The organism is Pseudomonas sp. Lz4W (assembly GCF_000346225.2).
In the GTDB taxonomy this organism is placed as follows: Bacteria; Pseudomonadota; Gammaproteobacteria; order Pseudomonadales; family Pseudomonadaceae; genus Aquipseudomonas; species Aquipseudomonas paraversuta.
Genome location: NZ_CP017432.1, coordinates 2,666,484 through 2,682,162, shown reverse-complemented (window position 1 = coordinate 2,682,162; position 15,679 = coordinate 2,666,484). Strand labels below are relative to the sequence as shown.

The 15,679-nt window shown below is 57.1% G+C and carries 17 protein-coding genes; 5 read left to right on the top strand and 12 right to left on the bottom strand.

Annotated elements, in window-relative coordinates; translation table 11 throughout:
* Positions 1 to 39: 39 nt before the first annotated feature.
* The gene (gene eco / locus B195_RS12290) at positions 40 to 522 is read right to left on the bottom strand and encodes a serine protease inhibitor ecotin (RefSeq protein WP_003445767.1); all 483 of its coding nucleotides are present in this window, start codon (positions 520 to 522) and stop codon (positions 40 to 42) included.
* Between the two features lie 184 nt (positions 523 to 706).
* On the opposite strand from eco, the gene pgm reads away from it, so the two are divergent.
* Positions 707 to 2,347, top strand: a complete 1,641-nt coding sequence (pgm, locus tag B195_RS12285) for a phosphoglucomutase (alpha-D-glucose-1,6-bisphosphate-dependent) (protein WP_003445764.1) — start codon at positions 707 to 709, stop codon at positions 2,345 to 2,347.
* Between the two features lie 67 nt (positions 2,348 to 2,414).
* Here pgm and B195_RS12280 read toward each other — a convergent pair whose 3' ends face one another.
* From B195_RS12280 to B195_RS12265, 4 genes are all read right to left on the bottom strand, one after another.
* Positions 2,415 to 4,286, bottom strand: a complete 1,872-nt coding sequence (locus B195_RS12280; protein ID WP_003445762.1) for a DUF3857 domain-containing transglutaminase family protein — start codon at positions 4,284 to 4,286, stop codon at positions 2,415 to 2,417.
* Positions 4,287 to 4,449: 163 nt separating this feature from the next.
* Positions 4,450 to 4,932, bottom strand: a complete 483-nt coding sequence (locus B195_RS12275; protein WP_003445761.1) for a YbaK/EbsC family protein — start codon at positions 4,930 to 4,932, stop codon at positions 4,450 to 4,452.
* 77 nt (positions 4,933 to 5,009) lie between these two features.
* Positions 5,010 to 6,020 (bottom strand): NAD(P)-dependent alcohol dehydrogenase, encoded by a 1,011-nt coding sequence (locus B195_RS12270; protein ID WP_003445759.1) that lies wholly within the window; start codon positions 6,018 to 6,020, stop codon positions 5,010 to 5,012.
* Between the two features lie 54 nt (positions 6,021 to 6,074).
* Positions 6,075 to 6,371 carry a helix-turn-helix transcriptional regulator gene (locus B195_RS12265; RefSeq protein ID WP_003445757.1) on the bottom strand — a complete coding sequence of 99 codons (297 nt, stop codon included), beginning with the start codon at positions 6,369 to 6,371 and terminating at the stop codon, positions 6,075 to 6,077.
* A 192-nt stretch (positions 6,372 to 6,563) separates the two neighbouring features.
* Here B195_RS12265 and hemB point away from each other — a divergent pair, with 192 nt between their 5' ends.
* Together hemB and surE are read left to right on the top strand one after the other, a co-directional pair.
* On the top strand, positions 6,564 to 7,538 hold the full coding sequence (gene hemB, locus B195_RS12260) for a porphobilinogen synthase (RefSeq protein WP_003445756.1): 975 nt from the start codon (positions 6,564 to 6,566) through the stop codon (positions 7,536 to 7,538).
* 90 nt (positions 7,539 to 7,628) lie between these two features.
* Positions 7,629 to 8,390 carry a 5'/3'-nucleotidase SurE gene (gene surE, locus B195_RS12255; protein WP_003445754.1) on the top strand — a complete coding sequence of 254 codons (762 nt, stop codon included), beginning with the start codon at positions 7,629 to 7,631 and terminating at the stop codon, positions 8,388 to 8,390.
* An 8-nt stretch (positions 8,391 to 8,398) separates the two neighbouring features.
* Here surE and B195_RS12250 read toward each other — a convergent pair whose 3' ends face one another.
* Positions 8,399 to 9,334, bottom strand: coding sequence for a LysR family transcriptional regulator (locus B195_RS12250; protein WP_003445752.1), 936 nt, complete (start codon positions 9,332 to 9,334; stop codon positions 8,399 to 8,401).
* A 474-nt stretch (positions 9,335 to 9,808) separates the two neighbouring features.
* Here B195_RS12250 and B195_RS12245 point away from each other — a divergent pair, with 474 nt between their 5' ends.
* The gene (locus B195_RS12245; RefSeq protein ID WP_003445751.1) at positions 9,809 to 11,104 is read left to right on the top strand and encodes a Wzz/FepE/Etk N-terminal domain-containing protein; all 1,296 of its coding nucleotides are present in this window, start codon (positions 9,809 to 9,811) and stop codon (positions 11,102 to 11,104) included.
* Here B195_RS12245 and modC read toward each other — a convergent pair.
* The 6 genes from modC to B195_RS12215 all read right to left on the bottom strand — a co-directional run bounded on the left by modC (position 11,096) and on the right by B195_RS12215 (position 14,935).
* Positions 11,096 to 12,184, bottom strand: coding sequence for a molybdenum ABC transporter ATP-binding protein (modC, locus tag B195_RS12240; RefSeq protein ID WP_003445738.1), 1,089 nt, complete (start codon positions 12,182 to 12,184; stop codon positions 11,096 to 11,098). The two genes, B195_RS12245 and modC, sit on opposite strands and share 9 nt — an antisense overlap.
* A 2-nt stretch (positions 12,185 to 12,186) precedes the next feature.
* The gene (gene modB / locus B195_RS12235; RefSeq protein WP_003445736.1) at positions 12,187 to 12,867 is read right to left on the bottom strand and encodes a molybdate ABC transporter permease subunit; all 681 of its coding nucleotides are present in this window, start codon (positions 12,865 to 12,867) and stop codon (positions 12,187 to 12,189) included.
* Positions 12,868 to 13,635: a molybdate ABC transporter substrate-binding protein gene (modA, locus tag B195_RS12230; RefSeq protein ID WP_003445734.1), complete on the bottom strand. Its 768-nt coding sequence runs from the start codon at positions 13,633 to 13,635 to the stop codon at positions 12,868 to 12,870.
* A gap of 121 nt (positions 13,636 to 13,756) precedes the next feature.
* On the bottom strand, positions 13,757 to 14,413 hold the full coding sequence (gene alkB, locus B195_RS12225) for a DNA oxidative demethylase AlkB (RefSeq protein ID WP_003445732.1): 657 nt from the start codon (positions 14,411 to 14,413) through the stop codon (positions 13,757 to 13,759).
* Between the two features lie 3 nt (positions 14,414 to 14,416).
* The gene (locus B195_RS12220; RefSeq protein ID WP_003445731.1) at positions 14,417 to 14,596 is read right to left on the bottom strand and encodes a hypothetical protein; all 180 of its coding nucleotides are present in this window, start codon (positions 14,594 to 14,596) and stop codon (positions 14,417 to 14,419) included.
* A 36-nt stretch (positions 14,597 to 14,632) separates the two neighbouring features.
* Positions 14,633 to 14,935 (bottom strand): DUF1883 domain-containing protein, encoded by a 303-nt coding sequence (locus tag B195_RS12215; protein ID WP_003445729.1) that lies wholly within the window; start codon positions 14,933 to 14,935, stop codon positions 14,633 to 14,635.
* A gap of 210 nt (positions 14,936 to 15,145) precedes the next feature.
* Here B195_RS12215 and B195_RS12210 point away from each other — a divergent pair, with 210 nt between their 5' ends.
* The gene (locus B195_RS12210) at positions 15,146 to 15,496 is read left to right on the top strand and encodes a hypothetical protein (protein ID WP_003445727.1); all 351 of its coding nucleotides are present in this window, start codon (positions 15,146 to 15,148) and stop codon (positions 15,494 to 15,496) included.
* The last annotated feature ends 183 nt before the right edge of the window (positions 15,497 to 15,679 follow it).

The following is a 15,679-nucleotide window of genomic DNA, read 5'->3' as shown; positions in this document are numbered from 1 at the left end:
CTGTCGCAGCCGTCGTTCCTTGTCAGCGTTATTGATTGTTTACTCGCTGACCGCCTGCTTGATCTGCTTGGAGGCCGACCAGATCCGGTAACGCACTTCTATGTCCTTGGGCACGTAGACCACGATCGGCAACTTGCTGTTATAGCGCAGCATGAAGCCATCGCCGACCACGGGGACAAATTCGGGGTGCGACTTGCCTTCAGGGCAGGCCATCATCGTGCTCATCGGCCCGCTGACCTTGTTCAGGCGATACATCGGATAGCCCCAGCCCTTGAGGGTTTTTTCTTCCAGCTTGCCGCCCAGACGCTGCTGGTTGCAGTCCACCTGCAGGGTCTTGCCGGCAATGATCTGGACTTTGTAGTCGTCCTCATTCTTTTGCTTGGGCAGGTGAATGACTTGTCGGCTATAGCCCGCTTCGGCTTTAGGGTAGGGCGCCACATCCTCAAGTTTGGCGGCGTTGGCGACGCTGCACAGCGTACTCAGCGAAAGGGCCAGGGCCGCGCTGATCAAGAGTGGTTTCATGCTGCTTCCTTATTTCAGAACAGAAAAATGTCGTTCAGGTGAATCTATGGGCTGTATCTGACAACTAAAAGGCTATTTAAGTGCAAAACAGATGCACTTGCAGGGATAGATTGCTTCGCGCCAGTGTCGAACTGCCAGTAAACTGCCTTTTTTCCTCTGAATCATTTATTTCCCGAGGTTTTGCATGACTCTCAGTCCTCTTGCGGGCAAACCGGCTCCTGCGAAATTGCTGGTCGATATTGCGCGACTGGTGACCGCTTATTACACCGGTCAACCTGATGCAGCGATCGCCACCCAGCGTGTGGCCTTTGGTACTTCCGGTCACCGCGGCAGTTCGTTTGAGCTGAGTTTCAATGAGTGGCATGTATTGGCCATCAGCCAGGCCATTTGCCTGTACCGGCAAATGAAAGGCATCAATGGTCCGCTGTTTGTCGGCATCGACACCCATGCACTGTCGACGCCTGCTGGTGCCAGTGCGCTGGAAGTGTTTGCCGCCAATGGCGTCGAAACCATGATCGCCGCCAATGACGAATACACCCCGACGCCGGCCATTTCCCACGCCATTATTTGCTACAACCGCGGTCGGACTTCAGGCCTGGCCGATGGTGTGGTTATTACACCGTCGCACAACCCGCCTGAAAGCGGCGGTTTCAAGTACAACCCGCCTAACGGCGGCCCGGCCGATACCGATGTCACCAAGTGGATCGAGGCCAAGGCCAACGAGTTACTGGCGGCCAGGCTGGCGGGTGTCAAGCGCATCAGCTACGAACAGGCCTTGAAGGCCGGCACCACCCATCGTCACGACTACCTGAATACCTATGTCGCCGATCTGAAGAACGTGATCGACATGGATGCCCTGCGCGGCGCCAACCTGCGTCTTGGCGTGGACCCATTGGGCGGCGCGGGCGTGAACTACTGGCCGGCGATCGGCGAGCACTACGGCTTGAACCTGGAAGTGGTGAACACCTCGGTAGATCCAACCTTCCGCTTCATGTGTGTGGACTGGGACGGGCGCATCCGCATGGACCCGTCCTCCAGCTATGCCATGCAGGGGTTGATTGGCCTTAAAGAGCGTTTCGACGTGGCTTTTGCCTGCGACCCCGACCATGACCGCCACGGCATTGTTACCCCTTCAGGCGGTCTGTTGGCCCCCAACAACTACCTGGCAGTGTCCATCGACTATCTGTTCCAGAACCGTCCGCACTGGCGTGCAGACGCAGCCGTTGGCAAGACCGTTGTCAGCAGCGGGCTGATTGACCGGGTTGCTGCCCGTCTGGGCCGCCGCCTGTACGAAGTGCCGGTGGGCTTCAAGTGGTTTGCCGATGGCCTGTTTGAAGGCTCGCTGGGCTTTGGTGGCGAAGAAAGCGCCGGGGCTTCATTCCTGCGCCTGGACGGCAGTGTCTGGTCGACAGACAAGGACGGCCTGATTCCTTCGCTGCTGGCCGCAGAAATGACGGCCCGTACCGGTCGTGATCCTTCGCAGCTGTATCAGCAAATGACCGAAGACCTGGGCCTGCCGTTCTCGACCCGGGTCGATGCCAAGGCTACCCCGCAACAGAAAGCCCTGCTTGGCAAGCTGTCGCCGGAGCAAGTCAAATCCACAAGCCTGGCCGGCGAAGACATTACCGGGATTCTCAGTCATGCGCCCGGCAACGATCAGGCGATTGGCGGACTCAAGGTGATGACTAAAAACGGCTGGTTTGCGGCACGCCCTTCTGGCACTGAAGACATTTACAAAATCTACGCCGAGAGCTTTATCGGTGACGAGCACCTGAGCCGTCTGGTAGAAGAAGCCCAGGTGTTGGTGGATACCGCGATCGCCTGATAGCGGACTCAAAAAAAAGCCTGGCCCCCGCAAGAGGGCCAGGCTTTTTTGCAGCTGTTTGATTAACTCAGGCCGCGGTTTGCAGTGTCACCACTTGCTGCATCTGATCGTTGCAGTTTCTGGCTTCCTTGAGCATTGCTTCGAAAGGGCCGCTCATGATGTCGTCATGGCTCAGCCAGCGTTGCTTTTGTGTCAGGCGGTACTGGTAACGGTAATGGCCCTCGACCTGTTTGCCATTGAGGTCCATGTCGAACCAGGGCGAGCGAACGGTGCAGCTCTTGATGTTCTGCGCAACCTGTAGCCCTGACAGGGTGATCTCGTAGTCCATGGTTTCAGGATCTTCCAGATACAAATCGGCCTTTTGCCCGGTGCGGCGGTAATTGACCAAATCATCCCAGCGTTCAGTCATGAAGGCGGGCTGGTACACGCTTTGGCCCGAGAGTGTCTTCAATGGGCGCAGGTCGGTCAGTTCGGCCTTGACCTGATACTTGTGGGGTACCACAAACCCGGTGGCTGAGCGTGTGATCGTGCAATCGGTCTGTTCCTTGCTGAACCGGTCGCAAAGGTCCTGGTCGGTACCAGAAATACCCGACTGGTTATCGGCCACACTCAGTCTCATCAGGCGCATCTGGCTCATTTCGATGTCGGCGCTGGTGCGCGCGGTGCCATCAGGGTTGAAGTGTTCCTGTTTTCGCACCAGGGTGCTGACAACAGGTTCTTCTTGTGGGATATGTTCCCGGCGAACTGCGCCTTGCGGGTCTATCACCAGTGCCCAGCGATCCTGAATATCCGGCATGGAGCGCCCCGGCGAGAACACCGGATTGGTCGGGTCGAGCCACCAGACTTTACCGTTGACCCGCGCCCGTACGATGGCGTGGTTGGGTGCTGAGGTGCCCGGCAGCAACAACCCCAGGCTCATGTTGCCACGGCTGACCCAGGTGGTCTGCGCGTCGATGCCGCTAGCGTTGAGCATGGCTGTGAGCAGTACCGCCAGGTCTTTGCAGTCGCCATAGCCGCGGTCTTCGATTTCAGCGAGGGTGAAAGGCACATAGCCCCGATCGCTGGCTCGCCAGTCGCCCAGATAACGATAGTTATCGTGGATATGCTGCATCAGGCCCGATACCTGTTGCTCCGGCGGCAAGCCTTTAAGGCCGGCCACTGCCCTGGCACTGATGGCAGGCAGTCTGGCTGCGGTAATTTCGGTGTAGCGCCGGGCAAAATCGCCGAAGTAATCCTGCATGCGGCTCGAACTGCCCAGTTCAACCCTTGGCAGCTGGCGAATATAAGCGTTGCCGGCTTCATTGACATAATTCACGAAGCGCGGTGCCTTCTGTTCAATGACCAGGCTTTTGTTGTCGGCCGACGGAGTAAAGCTGAAGTCTTCCATCATTTCGCTGCGCCACACGATTGGCTTTTCAGCGCTGAAGCTGTTTTTAAAACGGTCCATACGCACCGCATTGGGGGGGAACATCAGCACATAGTGAAACTCATGACTCAGCGGCTTGGCTGCTATGTGTTCGCGCAGGGTATAGCTCACCATCGTGCCGATTCGCAGGTTGGGGAAGGCGATCGAGGTTTGCTTCAAGCGTAAAAAACCCTGGTCCGGGTTCGGTGCCATCCGGGTGTCGATTTGTGTGTCAGCCAGTGCCACCGGTTTGGCGCCCGGTTGGGTCGATTCGGCCTTGATTATTTCCAGGCGGTCAGACTCCGGGAAGCTGAAGTCGATACGCGAAATCATTTCGCGACCGTTATTGGTGAGGATGGTGTAGCTATAGGTTGAGGTGCAGTCGTAGCTGGTGTCCGCGTTGAAGTGACAGGATCTGTCCGATTCACCGGCCAGTGCGGCCTCGGATACGGGTTGAAAGGCCGCTGAAGCGGGCAGGGTGAAAATCCCCAGGGTGGCGCAAATCAAGGATTTGCTGAAAGAAAAGCGGTGCATGGGCGCCTCAATTAGTCCTTTAAAAAAGCACCCGGCCACGCATTTGTTGGTTTATTGAAGCCGAGGCAGGGTGCAGATGAAGTGGATAATGATAATCGATAGCATCCATATTTTCCATATGCACAGCCGCCATTCGCCCCTGTAAGCCCCGTAATAGAGCGGTTTAAACGGTCTCTTCGGTTTGGCTGGCCTGGCAGACATCGACCCATTGGGCATTGACCAGTTCGGCCATTCGGTCGGGGCTGATACGCACAGCGGTGTGGGTAGCGCCAGCTGCAGGCATCACTTCAGTGAAGGCTTTAAGGGAAATGTCGCAATATACCGCCAGATCGGTCGCCAGCCCGAACGGGCAAACGCCGCCAACGGGGTGACTGGTCAGGGCCACGACAGTATCGGCATCAAGCATCTTGGCTTTGCTGCCAAGGGCATTCTTGATTTTTTTGTTATCGATACGCGCATCGCCACGGGCAACCAGCAGCACATTGCGTTCACCGACACGAAAGGCCAGGGTCTTGGCGATCTGGCCGGGCTCAACGCCATGGGCTTGGGCAGCCAGAGCTACGGTAGCGGTACTGGTGGCCAGCTCAATGATGTGCAGGTCGGGTGCTTTGGCGAGGAAAAATGCGCGGACAGATTCAAGACTCATCAGGCTTAGCTCTCTGGGTAAATGCCTGAATCTAGAGAAGCCGGTGACGCACTGTCAATGCGCCACCGGTGATGGGGTCAGATGTCCAGCACGATCTTGCCAAAATGCTGGTTGGTTTCCTGGTACTTGAACGCCTCGACAATCTCGCTCAGCGGGAAGTGCCGGTCGATGACCGGGCGCATGCCGCTGGCATTGATCGCCCGTACCATGTCCTGTTGCTGGCTGCGGCTTCCTACCAGTACCCCTTGCAGACGCACTTGCTTGATCAGTGCCGGGACAAAGTTCATGGCGCCGCTGGTGCCGCTCAAAATACCGATGATCGAGATATGCCCGGCCACGCGAATGGCGATCATCGACTGTTCTAGGGTCTCAGGACCGCCGACTTCGATGATGTGGTCCACCCCGCGACCGCCGGTGAGCGCACGGGCTGTCTCGCCCCAGGCAGTGTCCTTGCGGTAGTTGATGACGTGGTCAGCGCCCAGTGCTTTGAGACGCTCGAGTTTTTCATCGCTGGAAGAGGTCGCGATCACGGTGGCGCCGGCCATTTTGGCAAATTGCAGGGCGAAAATCGAAACCCCGCCCGTGCCCTGGACCAGCACCGTGTCGCCGGGCTTGAGCGAGTCATCGGCCATCAAGGCGCGCCATGCGGTCAGACCTGCGGTGGTCAGGGTAGAGGCCTGGGCGTGGCTGTAGCCGGTGGGGGCGAGGGTAAACGAGGTGGCCTTGGCTGTGACTTGCTCACGGGCATAACCATCGATGCCATCACCGGGTACGCTGACAAAGCCCTCAACCAGCGGGGTGCCGTCGATCCACTCCGGGAAGAAAGTGCTGACCACCGAATCGCCGACCTTGAACTCGCTGACCGCACTGCCGACGGCAATCACTTCACCGGCGCCATCCGCCATGGGAATGCGTTTTTGACTCGGTCCCCACATGCCGCTTACCACGGCGAAGTCGTGATAGTTCAGGGAGTTGGCATGTAAACGTACAGTGATTTCACCACTGTCAGGTGCGCGTGCTTCGCTGCTGCCAACGACCACATTTGGATAACCGCCGCCGGGTTCAACGAAGATAGTTTTAATGCTCACGGGATGTCCTCAAGTTTTCACATTACGCAAAATAACGAAATGATCGGTTAAAAATTACAACTCGACTTTCAGCCTAGCCGCAAAGTCATCTATCGCCTGCTCATTGCGCCGGTAGTACGTCCACTTGCCGATGCGTGTGGTGAGCACCAAGCCTGCACGCTGCAAAATGGCCAGGTGCGCCGAAGCAGTGGAAGGGGAAAGACCGGCCTTGTGCTGCAAATGGGTCACGCACACGCCGATTGCAGGATCGCCATGATCCTGGCGCGGGAAATTGCTGAGCGGGTCTTTGAGCCACTCCATCATTTGCATGCGAGTGTCATTACCCAGGGCTTTGAGCTGTTCAAGAATCATGGTCGGCGATGTTACGCTTTTTTACGAAATGTACAACCGGAGCCTATGCGCCATGGATGCAGTTACTGCCTGCGACAACAGGCCGCAGGCCGGCCGGATGTTTTGCAATTGCAGGGTCAATCCTGTATTTGTTGCGCCATTGAGCCTTGGCCAAGGCTCGTCTGTCTATGAACCTGCCCATCAGGAACCATGATGCCTAACCAGTTCCCTTCTGTTCGTCCCCGCCGCCTGCGCCGCTCGCAAACCCTGCGCGACATGTTTCAGGAAACCGAATTCAGCCTTAACGACCTGGTGCTGCCGATTTTTGTCGAAGAAGAAATCGACGACTTCGTACCTATCACCAGCATGCCGGGTGTGATGCGTATTCCCGAGTCCAAACTGGCCGGCGAAATCGAACGCTATGCCCGTGCAGGGATCAAGTCGGTGATGGCATTTGGCGTGTCGCACCATCTGGATGCCACAGGTAGCGATTCATGGCGTGAAGACGGTCTGGTGTCGCGCATGGCCCGTATCTGCAAGGATACCGCCCCGGAAATGATCGTGATGAGTGACACCTGCTTCTGCGAGTACACCTCCCACGGTCATTGCGGTGTGATGCACGATCATGGCGTGGACAATGATGCGACCCTGATCAATCTGGGCAAGCAGGCCGTTGCCGCCGCTGCGGCAGGCGCTGATTTCATCTCGCCTTCAGCGGCCATGGATGGTCAGGTTCAGGCCATCCGCAGCGCGCTGGATGCTGCCGGGTTTATTGACACTTCGATCATGGCGTACTCCACCAAGTTCGCTTCGGCACTCTATGGTCCTTTCCGTGAGGCAGGTGGCAGCGCTTTGAAAGGCGATCGCAAGTCGTACCAGATGAACCCGATGAATCGTCGCGAAGCGATTCGCGAGTCGCTGCTGGACGAGCAGGAGGGTGCCGACGTGTTGATGGTCAAGCCCGCCGGCGCGTACCTGGACATCATTCGTGACGTCCGTGAAGCCTCGCGTCTACCTCTGGCGGCGTATCAGGTCAGCGGCGAGTACGCGATGATCAAGTTCGGCGCCCTGGCCGGAGCCATCGACGAAGCGCGGGTTGTTCGAGAAAGCCTGGGCTCGATCAAGCGGGCCGGCGCAGACATGATTCTGACCTACTTTGCGATGGATCTGGCATTGCAGGGCATCTAGCAGGAGCGTCGAGCGGCAAGTTGCGAGCCGGACAATCCGGGCTTTTACCTTGCCGTTCTGGGCGACTCCCCAACAACAAGGAGTTCAGGCATGACGGTCGCTCGACTGCAACGAATTTTGATTACCAATGATGACGGGATCGACGCCCCGGGTCTTGAGGCCCTTGAGGCTGTGGCTCGGGAACTGGCAGACGAGGTCTGGGTGGTCGCCCCGGACCATGACCAGAGCGGTATTTCCACCGCCATCAGCATCCATCACCCGTTGCGGGTGACTGCCCGTGGCGAGCGGCGTTTTTCGGTGTCCGGAACCCCGGCCGACTGTGTTGCGATGGCCTTGCAGCAGTTGATGGACAGCCCGCCGCAGCTATTGCTGTCCGGCATCAACAAAGGCGCCAATCTGGGGGTCGAAACCCTGTACTCCGGCACGGTGGGAGCGGCGATGACCGGCCTGTTGCTGGGCATCCCCTCCATTGCCCTGAGCCAGTACTTCACCCGTCGCGACTCGGTGCGCTGGGACACGGCCCGCACACTGGCGCCCGGGGTGATTCGCCAGTTGCTGGGCAAGGGCTGGGAGCAATCAGCGTGCCTGAACATCAACTTCCCGGACGTTGCGCCCGAGCAGGCCGGCCCCGTACAGATCACCCGCCAGGGCCATGGCCGTATGGACGGGGTGAGTGTGAACGAGCGTACGGACTTTCGCGAGTCCAGCTATTACTGGCTCAGTATTACCCGCCACCAGCACCCCGAAGCCGCCGATACAGAAACCCGGGTTGTCACCCAGGGCGGGATTTCGGTGACCCCACTGCAGTTCGATCGCACCGCCCAGGCCTTGCGCGAGCAACTGCAAGGGTAAGTCTGACGCTATGCCCAATGCGCCGGGTCATCGACGATGGCCTGGTGCTGATCAAGCACCTTCGGAATTTCCTGCTTGAGAAACTCGACCCAGGTTTTGACCTTGGCATCCAGAAAGCGTCGCGAGGGGTAAAGCGCGTAGATGCTTTTTTCGTGCAACCGGTATTGAGGCAACAGGCGCACCAGCGCACCGCGCTGATAGGAACCGACCGCCACGTAATCCGGCAACAGGCAAACCCCGAGTCCGGCTTCGGCGGCCTGGGCCATCGCTTCAGCAACGTTGACCTGAAACACGCTGCCGGGGCGAATCGACTGTTCACCCTGATCATCGCGAAAGGTCCAGCTGTCGGTAAACAGCGGGTCAACCAGATGCAGGCAGCGGTGCTGGTTGAGGTCGTCGGGAGTCTTGGGCGTGCCCTGGCTTTGCAGGTAGGACGGTGCGGCGCTGATGACGCTGAAGATACTCCCCAGTTGCTGACCGATCATTTCCGAGTCGGGCAGGTTGGCCGATAACGTGATCACCACGTCATGGCCTTCTTCAAGCAAGTCGGGTTGACGTTGAGACAGGGTCAGATCGACATCGACCTGCGGGTACAGCTGCGAATAACGGGCCACCAGTGGCGCCAGGAGCTGGATCCCCAGCCCGGTGGTGGACTGTACGCGTAAATGGCCGCGGGGAATCAGATGGGCACCGGCCGCTTCGGCATTTGCGTCCTCTATTTCGCCAAGAATCATTCGGCAGCGCTCAAGATAGCGCGCACCCACCTCCGTCAATGCCAGCCGCCGTGTGCTGCGCTGCAGCAGCCTGGCTTGCAGCGAGGATTCAAGTTCAGACAGCAAGCGCGAGGTTTGCGCTGTGGAATAGCCCAGCGCCTGAGCCGCAGCGGTAAAACTGCCTGTCTCGACCACACGGACAAACACCCGCATTGCCTGATAAATATCCATGCTGATTATTACCTCACACGTAATCGTGCTTTTTTGTGGCGGCAATAATTACACAGACCGTGAAAATATTCCGCCATCTGATAGCGCTACCCAAGGGCTCGTACAGTCAGTGATGGTTGCGGGCTGGTTGCCCTGAAGCATGGCGGTGGGCGCAGGTGCGTCAGCAGTGGGATTGCTGCGATAGCGGGTAGAAAAGCAGTTGGCCAGGATCAGTATGAGATTTCGTCGTAGGAGAAATCTGAAAATTAGCAGTGGCACATTATTGGAAGTGTGAAGTAAGTAATTTAATCGAAAAAAACGACAGCCAGTCTCTAGATAAACCTTGATTTCATTCTGGTATGTAGTTGATTCTAAAGCAGAGGGATCTTTTCTCTTAATAGGCTGTCAGACACTACGCTTATTTTTAAAGCGCAGTTAAGCGTTAATTGTCAAGAGGTGAACTCGCCAAGGAGTTCAGTTCACAGGGCGTATACTTTGAAAAAAACCGAGCAGCAGCGAACAGGCAACTCAAGCGCAGAGATCGATCTGTTGGACCTGTTTCATTCGTTCTGGCAGCAAAAAAAGTTGATCGCGGGAGCCATGGGCGCTGCCGGTTGTATTGCCCTGGGCTACGTCCTGTTGGCGCAGCCTGTGTATCAGGCCAGTTCCCTGTTGCGTCCTGCGGCCATCAACGAGCTTGATGCGCTTAACCGTTCGGATGTCTACACGCTTCCCCCTCGAGACGCGTTGCTCAAGATCGGTTCGGCACTGGAGTCCTACGACACTCGCTACAGTTACTTCCGCTCCCATGAAGAGTTGTTCAAGCCGCTGGCACGCAAAGGCCGTACGCTTGAGCAAAGTTTTGAGATTTTCAATCGTGATGCGATCACTCTGATCCAGCCCGATCCGAAGCAAGCGGCTTCATTGAGCCCGTATATCAAATTGGAAATTACCTATCCGGATACGCTCAATGGCGTTGAGATCCTCAACGGTTTTGTTGAATACGCTATCAATAGCCAGCGTGAGCAAATCAGTGCCGACCTGAAAGTCATCATCAATAACCGGCTCAGGGAGCTGGACGGAAAGATCAATGCTGCACGTTCAGCCTACCAGTCCGATAAAGAGGGTGAGATTGCTGCGCTGACCGAGTCAGACAAGGTCAAGTCGGCAAAACTCAAGGACGAATTAAAGGCCTTGCGCTTGCAGCTCAGAGCCGAACGCGATTCACGCATTGCGCAGTTGAACGAAGCCATTGCCATCGCCACCTCATTGGGTATCAGCCGTCCGACCACCCCCTCGTCGATGGGTGATGTGGCTCAAGGCGGGTCCTCCAATCTCATGCGCACTGAAATCACCTCGCAGGCTACGCCGCTGTACTTCATGGGTACTCAGGCGCTGCAAGCAGAGCGCGCAGCCTTGCTCAAGCGCACCTCTGATGATTTTACGGACAAAAGAGTTTCGGAAATCGGCAAGGAACTGCAGCTGCTTGAGACCAACCGTCAGGTCGAAATGCTCGGCAGGCGTACCAACGAAGACCTGTTCCTGAAAAACATCGATCCGTTGCGCGCAGAAGTGGCACGTCTGGGCAATTTGAAAACCGATATGAGCCAACTTGGGCTGGTCAGTATTGACCGCCTGGCGCAAGCCCCGATTGATCCGATCAAGCCGAAAAAGGCCTTGATCATCGGACTGGGTCTGGCAGTGGGGCTGTTACTGGGGCTGACCATTGCAACGGCGCGATACCTCATGCAACGCCGCCGTGAACCTTGGCAGGGCAATCACTCAGACTAATACCGCTACCGATTTAACCTGTATCCAGAGGTTTTGCCCCGGATGCAGGTTCAACTGGTCACGGGAGTAGCGGGTGATACGGGCCAGCATTGCACAGCCATCCACATCCAGGCGCACCAGAACATGGGCCTGATTATCAGCCCCGGTTTCGCTGATGACGGTGGCCTGCAGGCTGTTGAGAATGCTGCTGTGCTCACTGGGATCCAGGCTCAGGCTGATGTCGCGGGCCTGTACCTTGAGCCGCAACGTCTGGCCGACTGCCAGCGGCCCATGGGCAACTCTCAGGTGTTGCGTGCTGCCTGGCAGTCGCAGGGTCAGCAGGTTGTAGTGCGCATCATAAGCAGCGACCCTGCCTTCGATCACCACCCCGGCGTCGTCATCCCGAGCAAGGGGTAGATCAAGCCTGGCCAGGGTTTCACCGATCGGACCACTGGCAAGCGCCTTGCCTTCACTGAGCAACACCATATGGTCAGCCAGACGTGCGACTTCGTCCTGGGAGTGACTCACGTAGAGCACCGGAATATCCAGCTCGGCGTGCAGACGTTGCAGATAGGGCAGGATTTCACGCTTGCGCTGGCTGTCCAGAGCCGCCAGCGGCTCGTCCATCAGCAATAGCTTCGGGCTTGTCAGTAGCGCCCGGGCGATACCGACCCGCTGGCGTTCGCCGCCGGACAAATTATTGGGCGTGCGCTGCAGCAGGTGGCTAATGCCCAGCAATTCGGTGGCATGGGCCAGGTCCACCCGCCGCTCATTGCGCGCAATGCGCCGCAGTCCGAACTCCAGATTGGCCAGCACCGACAGGTGCGGGAACAGGCTGGCTTCCTGAAAGATGTAACCCAGTGCGCGTTTATGTACCGGTACGTACAGATTGCTCTGGCTGTCCTGCCAGACTTCATCATTGATTTGCACAAAGGCCTGGCCGGCACGTTCAAGTCCGGCTATGCAGCGCAAACAGGTAGTTTTCCCCGAGCCGGAATGGCCATAGAGTGCCGTCACCCCCTTGCCGGGCAGTTGCAGGTCCAGGTCCAGGTCAAATCCCGGGTAACTGAGTTGCAGCCGGACATTTATCTGCGAGGTCATGCTCAACTCCAGCTTGCTTGAGATTTGCGGCTCGAGTACAGCGCCAGTAACACCAAAAACGAAAACACCAGCATTGCGCCAGCCAGCCAGTGTGCCTGTGCATACTCCAGGGCTTCGACGTGATCGTAGATCTGTACTGAAACCACCCGGGTTTTCTCGGGAATGTTGCCGCCAATCATCAAGACCACGCCAAATTCACCCACGGTGTGGGCAAAGCCCAAAATTGCAGCAGTGATAAAACCAGGTCGCGCCAGGGGCAGGACCACGCTAAAGAAGGTATCCCACGGATTGGCGCGCAAGGTGGCAGCCACCTCCAGTGGCCTGGGGCCAATGGCCGTAAATGCGTTCTGCAAAGGCTGTACGACAAAGGGCATGGAGTAGATGACCGAGCCTATCACCAGGCCTGCGAAGCTGAAGGTCAGGGTGCCAAGGCCGATGGCCTGGGTGAACTGGCCCACATAACCATGGGGCCCCATCGCCAGTAGCAGATAGAAGCCGATCACGGTGGGTGGCAACACCAGAGGCAGGGCGACAATTGCCCCGATCGGTCCCCGTAACCGTGACCGGGTATGGGCCAGCCACAGTGCAATGGGAGTGCCGATCAGAAGCAAAATGACCGTGGTCAGTGACGCCAGTTTCAGGGTCAGCCAGATTGCGGCGAAGTCAGCACTCGAGAGCGTCATTTACAGTTGATAACCGTAGGATTTGATAATGGCCTCGGCTTTCGGTCCTTTCAGGTACTCGGTCAGGGCCTTGGCGGCGGGGTTGTTCTCGCCTTTCTTGAGAATCACTGCGTCTTGCTTGATCGGATCGTGCATGGTCTCGGGGATGATCCACGCAGAGCCATGACTGACTTTGCCGTCTTTAAAGATTTGCGACAGGGCGACAAAACCCAGCTCGGCATTACCTGTGGACACGAACTGATAAGCCTGGGTGATGTTCTGGCCTTCAACAATCTTGTCCTTGACCTTGTCGGTCAGGCCCAGTTTAGCCAGCACTTGTGTTGCTGCCAGGCCGTAAGGTGCCGCTTTCGGGTTGGCAATGGACAAATGCTTGAACTGGTTTTTTTCCAGCACCTTGCCGGCATCATCGACATAGCCGTCCTTGGCAGACCACAAGGCCAGAGTGCCAATGGCATAGGTGAAACGGGAGCCAGGAACTATGTCGCCTTCTTTTTCGAGTTTCTCGGGGGTGCTGTCATCGGCCGCCAGAAAAACTTCGAACGGAGCACCGTTTTTAATCTGGGTATAGAACTGTCCGGTGGCGCCATACGCGGCAATCAACTTGTGCCCGGTGTCTTTTTCAAAATCGCTGGCAATAGCCTGAATCGGTGCGGTGAAGTTGGCTGCCACCGCCACCTGCACTTCATCGGCCTGGACGCCGGTGACAGCGAGACACCCGATCAGTGCAGCAAGTGCGCCGGGGGTAAAGGATCGAACGCGTACATTCATGACGAAACTCCGTTAGAGGCGAGGGCGGCCCATCTTTATTGAGTTGTATCGGGCGCTAGGAAGATAAACGGTATATAAAAAAATACATAGCGTTTTGCTGTCTGGCGCAGTGCCCCGTGACTCAGCCTGCCTTGCGCAGAGTGATATTTATGCGTTGTTCTCCCAATACCGGGTGCTGCCCCGGCTGGATTGGCAGCACACCGTGGTAGCGCAGGCGGTCAACGCCACCCCAGACCACGATGTCACCATGAAATAAGGAAATGCGTTGTGCCGGGTCGCTGCGCTCAAAGCCGCCAAACTGAAAAACAGCCGGCAACCCCAAAGAGATCGAGACAATGGGCGCTTCAAGGGAACGTTCGTTTTTGTCCTGATGCAGAGACATTTTTGCCCCTGGGACGTAGCAATTGATCAGGCAGGCATCGGGGACGAAATGTTCAAAGCCTGCTGCGCCTGCGGCCGCTTCGGCCAGCGCGAGGAAGGTGTCGGGCATGGCAGGCCAGGGCTGCTTGCGCAACGGGTCGACCGGGCTGTAACTGTAGCCATTGCAATCACTGGTCCAGCCCAATTCGCCACAGCTGCTCAAGCGCGCCGACATGGTGAAACCGCCGGGCGTCTGCATGTGCCGAAAAGGTGACTGGATCAAGACGCCGGCCAGAGCCTGCAAGAGTGCCTCGGCCCACGGCAAGGCAAACCCGCGAAGCACAAACCCCTGCTCGCTGATGCTTTGCAGTCGGGCGGGTTGCTGCAGGTCCTCGTCAGCAAACAGGTCGAGAGTCATTGGTTAAAGCGGCTTGCTCGCTTTGACATCAGTGATCTTGTCGTCCGAGCCGGCGTGAATGATTTCAAGCGCTGCGCGGGCTTCTTCATCGGAGCCGGTGGGTAGCTGTGCAAACTCGAAACGACGCTCGCCGTTGAGTTTGTACTTGATCACGTATTTAGTGGTGTTACGCGTAGTGTCCACAATATTTCCTGTCTTTGAAGGCCGGGGATGTCAGGCTTAGCGGAGTTTGGAGCTGGAGCGACGCACGATCTTGATCGTAGGCTGGAAGCTTGGCTTGCGGGTCACGCTAATCGCCCGGCTGGTAACGGTATCAATGGTGATGTTCCAGAAGCCGGTGCTGGGTGCCGTGATTCTGGCCGGGAAATCCTTGAATGCGCCGCCGTGGTAGGAGTGACGGCCACCATTTTTGAAGCTGCGAAAATGTGCGTCGCTCATCAGGCGAATATTGCAGGGTTGAGAGCACTCGATGACGACAATGTCGTCTTCGTTAAGGTGCTCGCGCTGGTGAATAAATTTCATGGGGGCTCCAAGGGGAGGGCTTTAGCTGAAAAATCAGCAAGATAGCATGTGCTTTAGTCCAAAAAGGAGACTAAAGCCGCATATTATGCCTCGATGCAGACAAGTCTGACGCAAAACGCGGATAATTCGCCACAATTGAATATTTATTCCCTGTGGCCGGGGAGAAAACCTGGAGATCCACTGTCGTAGGATCTTTAACGGAGGAAATGTATGAAGCGGGGCGTTCTGTTGGCAATGCTGGTTTTGGGTGGCTGTGCATCAGTCACGGATATAGAACAGACGCTGCCCACCATGAGTGTGATATCAGGCAAGAAGCCTGATGCGTACGCTCAGTGCCTGGTACAACAACTGTCCAGTACTCGAAGGGCGCCACAAATTGAGCCGCATAAAGAAGGTTTACGAATCATCGTCCCGCAAAAGCTGACGTCGAATCCTACAGCCGTGATTGATATTGAAGAGCGTTCCGGCGGCAGCAGCATCAAGGTCTATGAAAGCATGTCCAACGTGCCGGTGCGTCCTGGAGATATCCGCAAAGCCGCAACCCATTGTATTTCTGGTTGATCGCTGGCAATCCGGGCCCACTGTCCCCTCTGTAAAACCTGACGGCTGCTGCTTGCGGTGTCAGGTTTTTTTGTGCCCGGGATTAAACCCGGTGCAAGTGCAGAGGGCGTTCAGACAGCAAGCCGGGGCTTGGCGTTAGCGGCAGGTTAGTGCTGTGGGCAGTGGTATCTCCAAGGTCTGTCC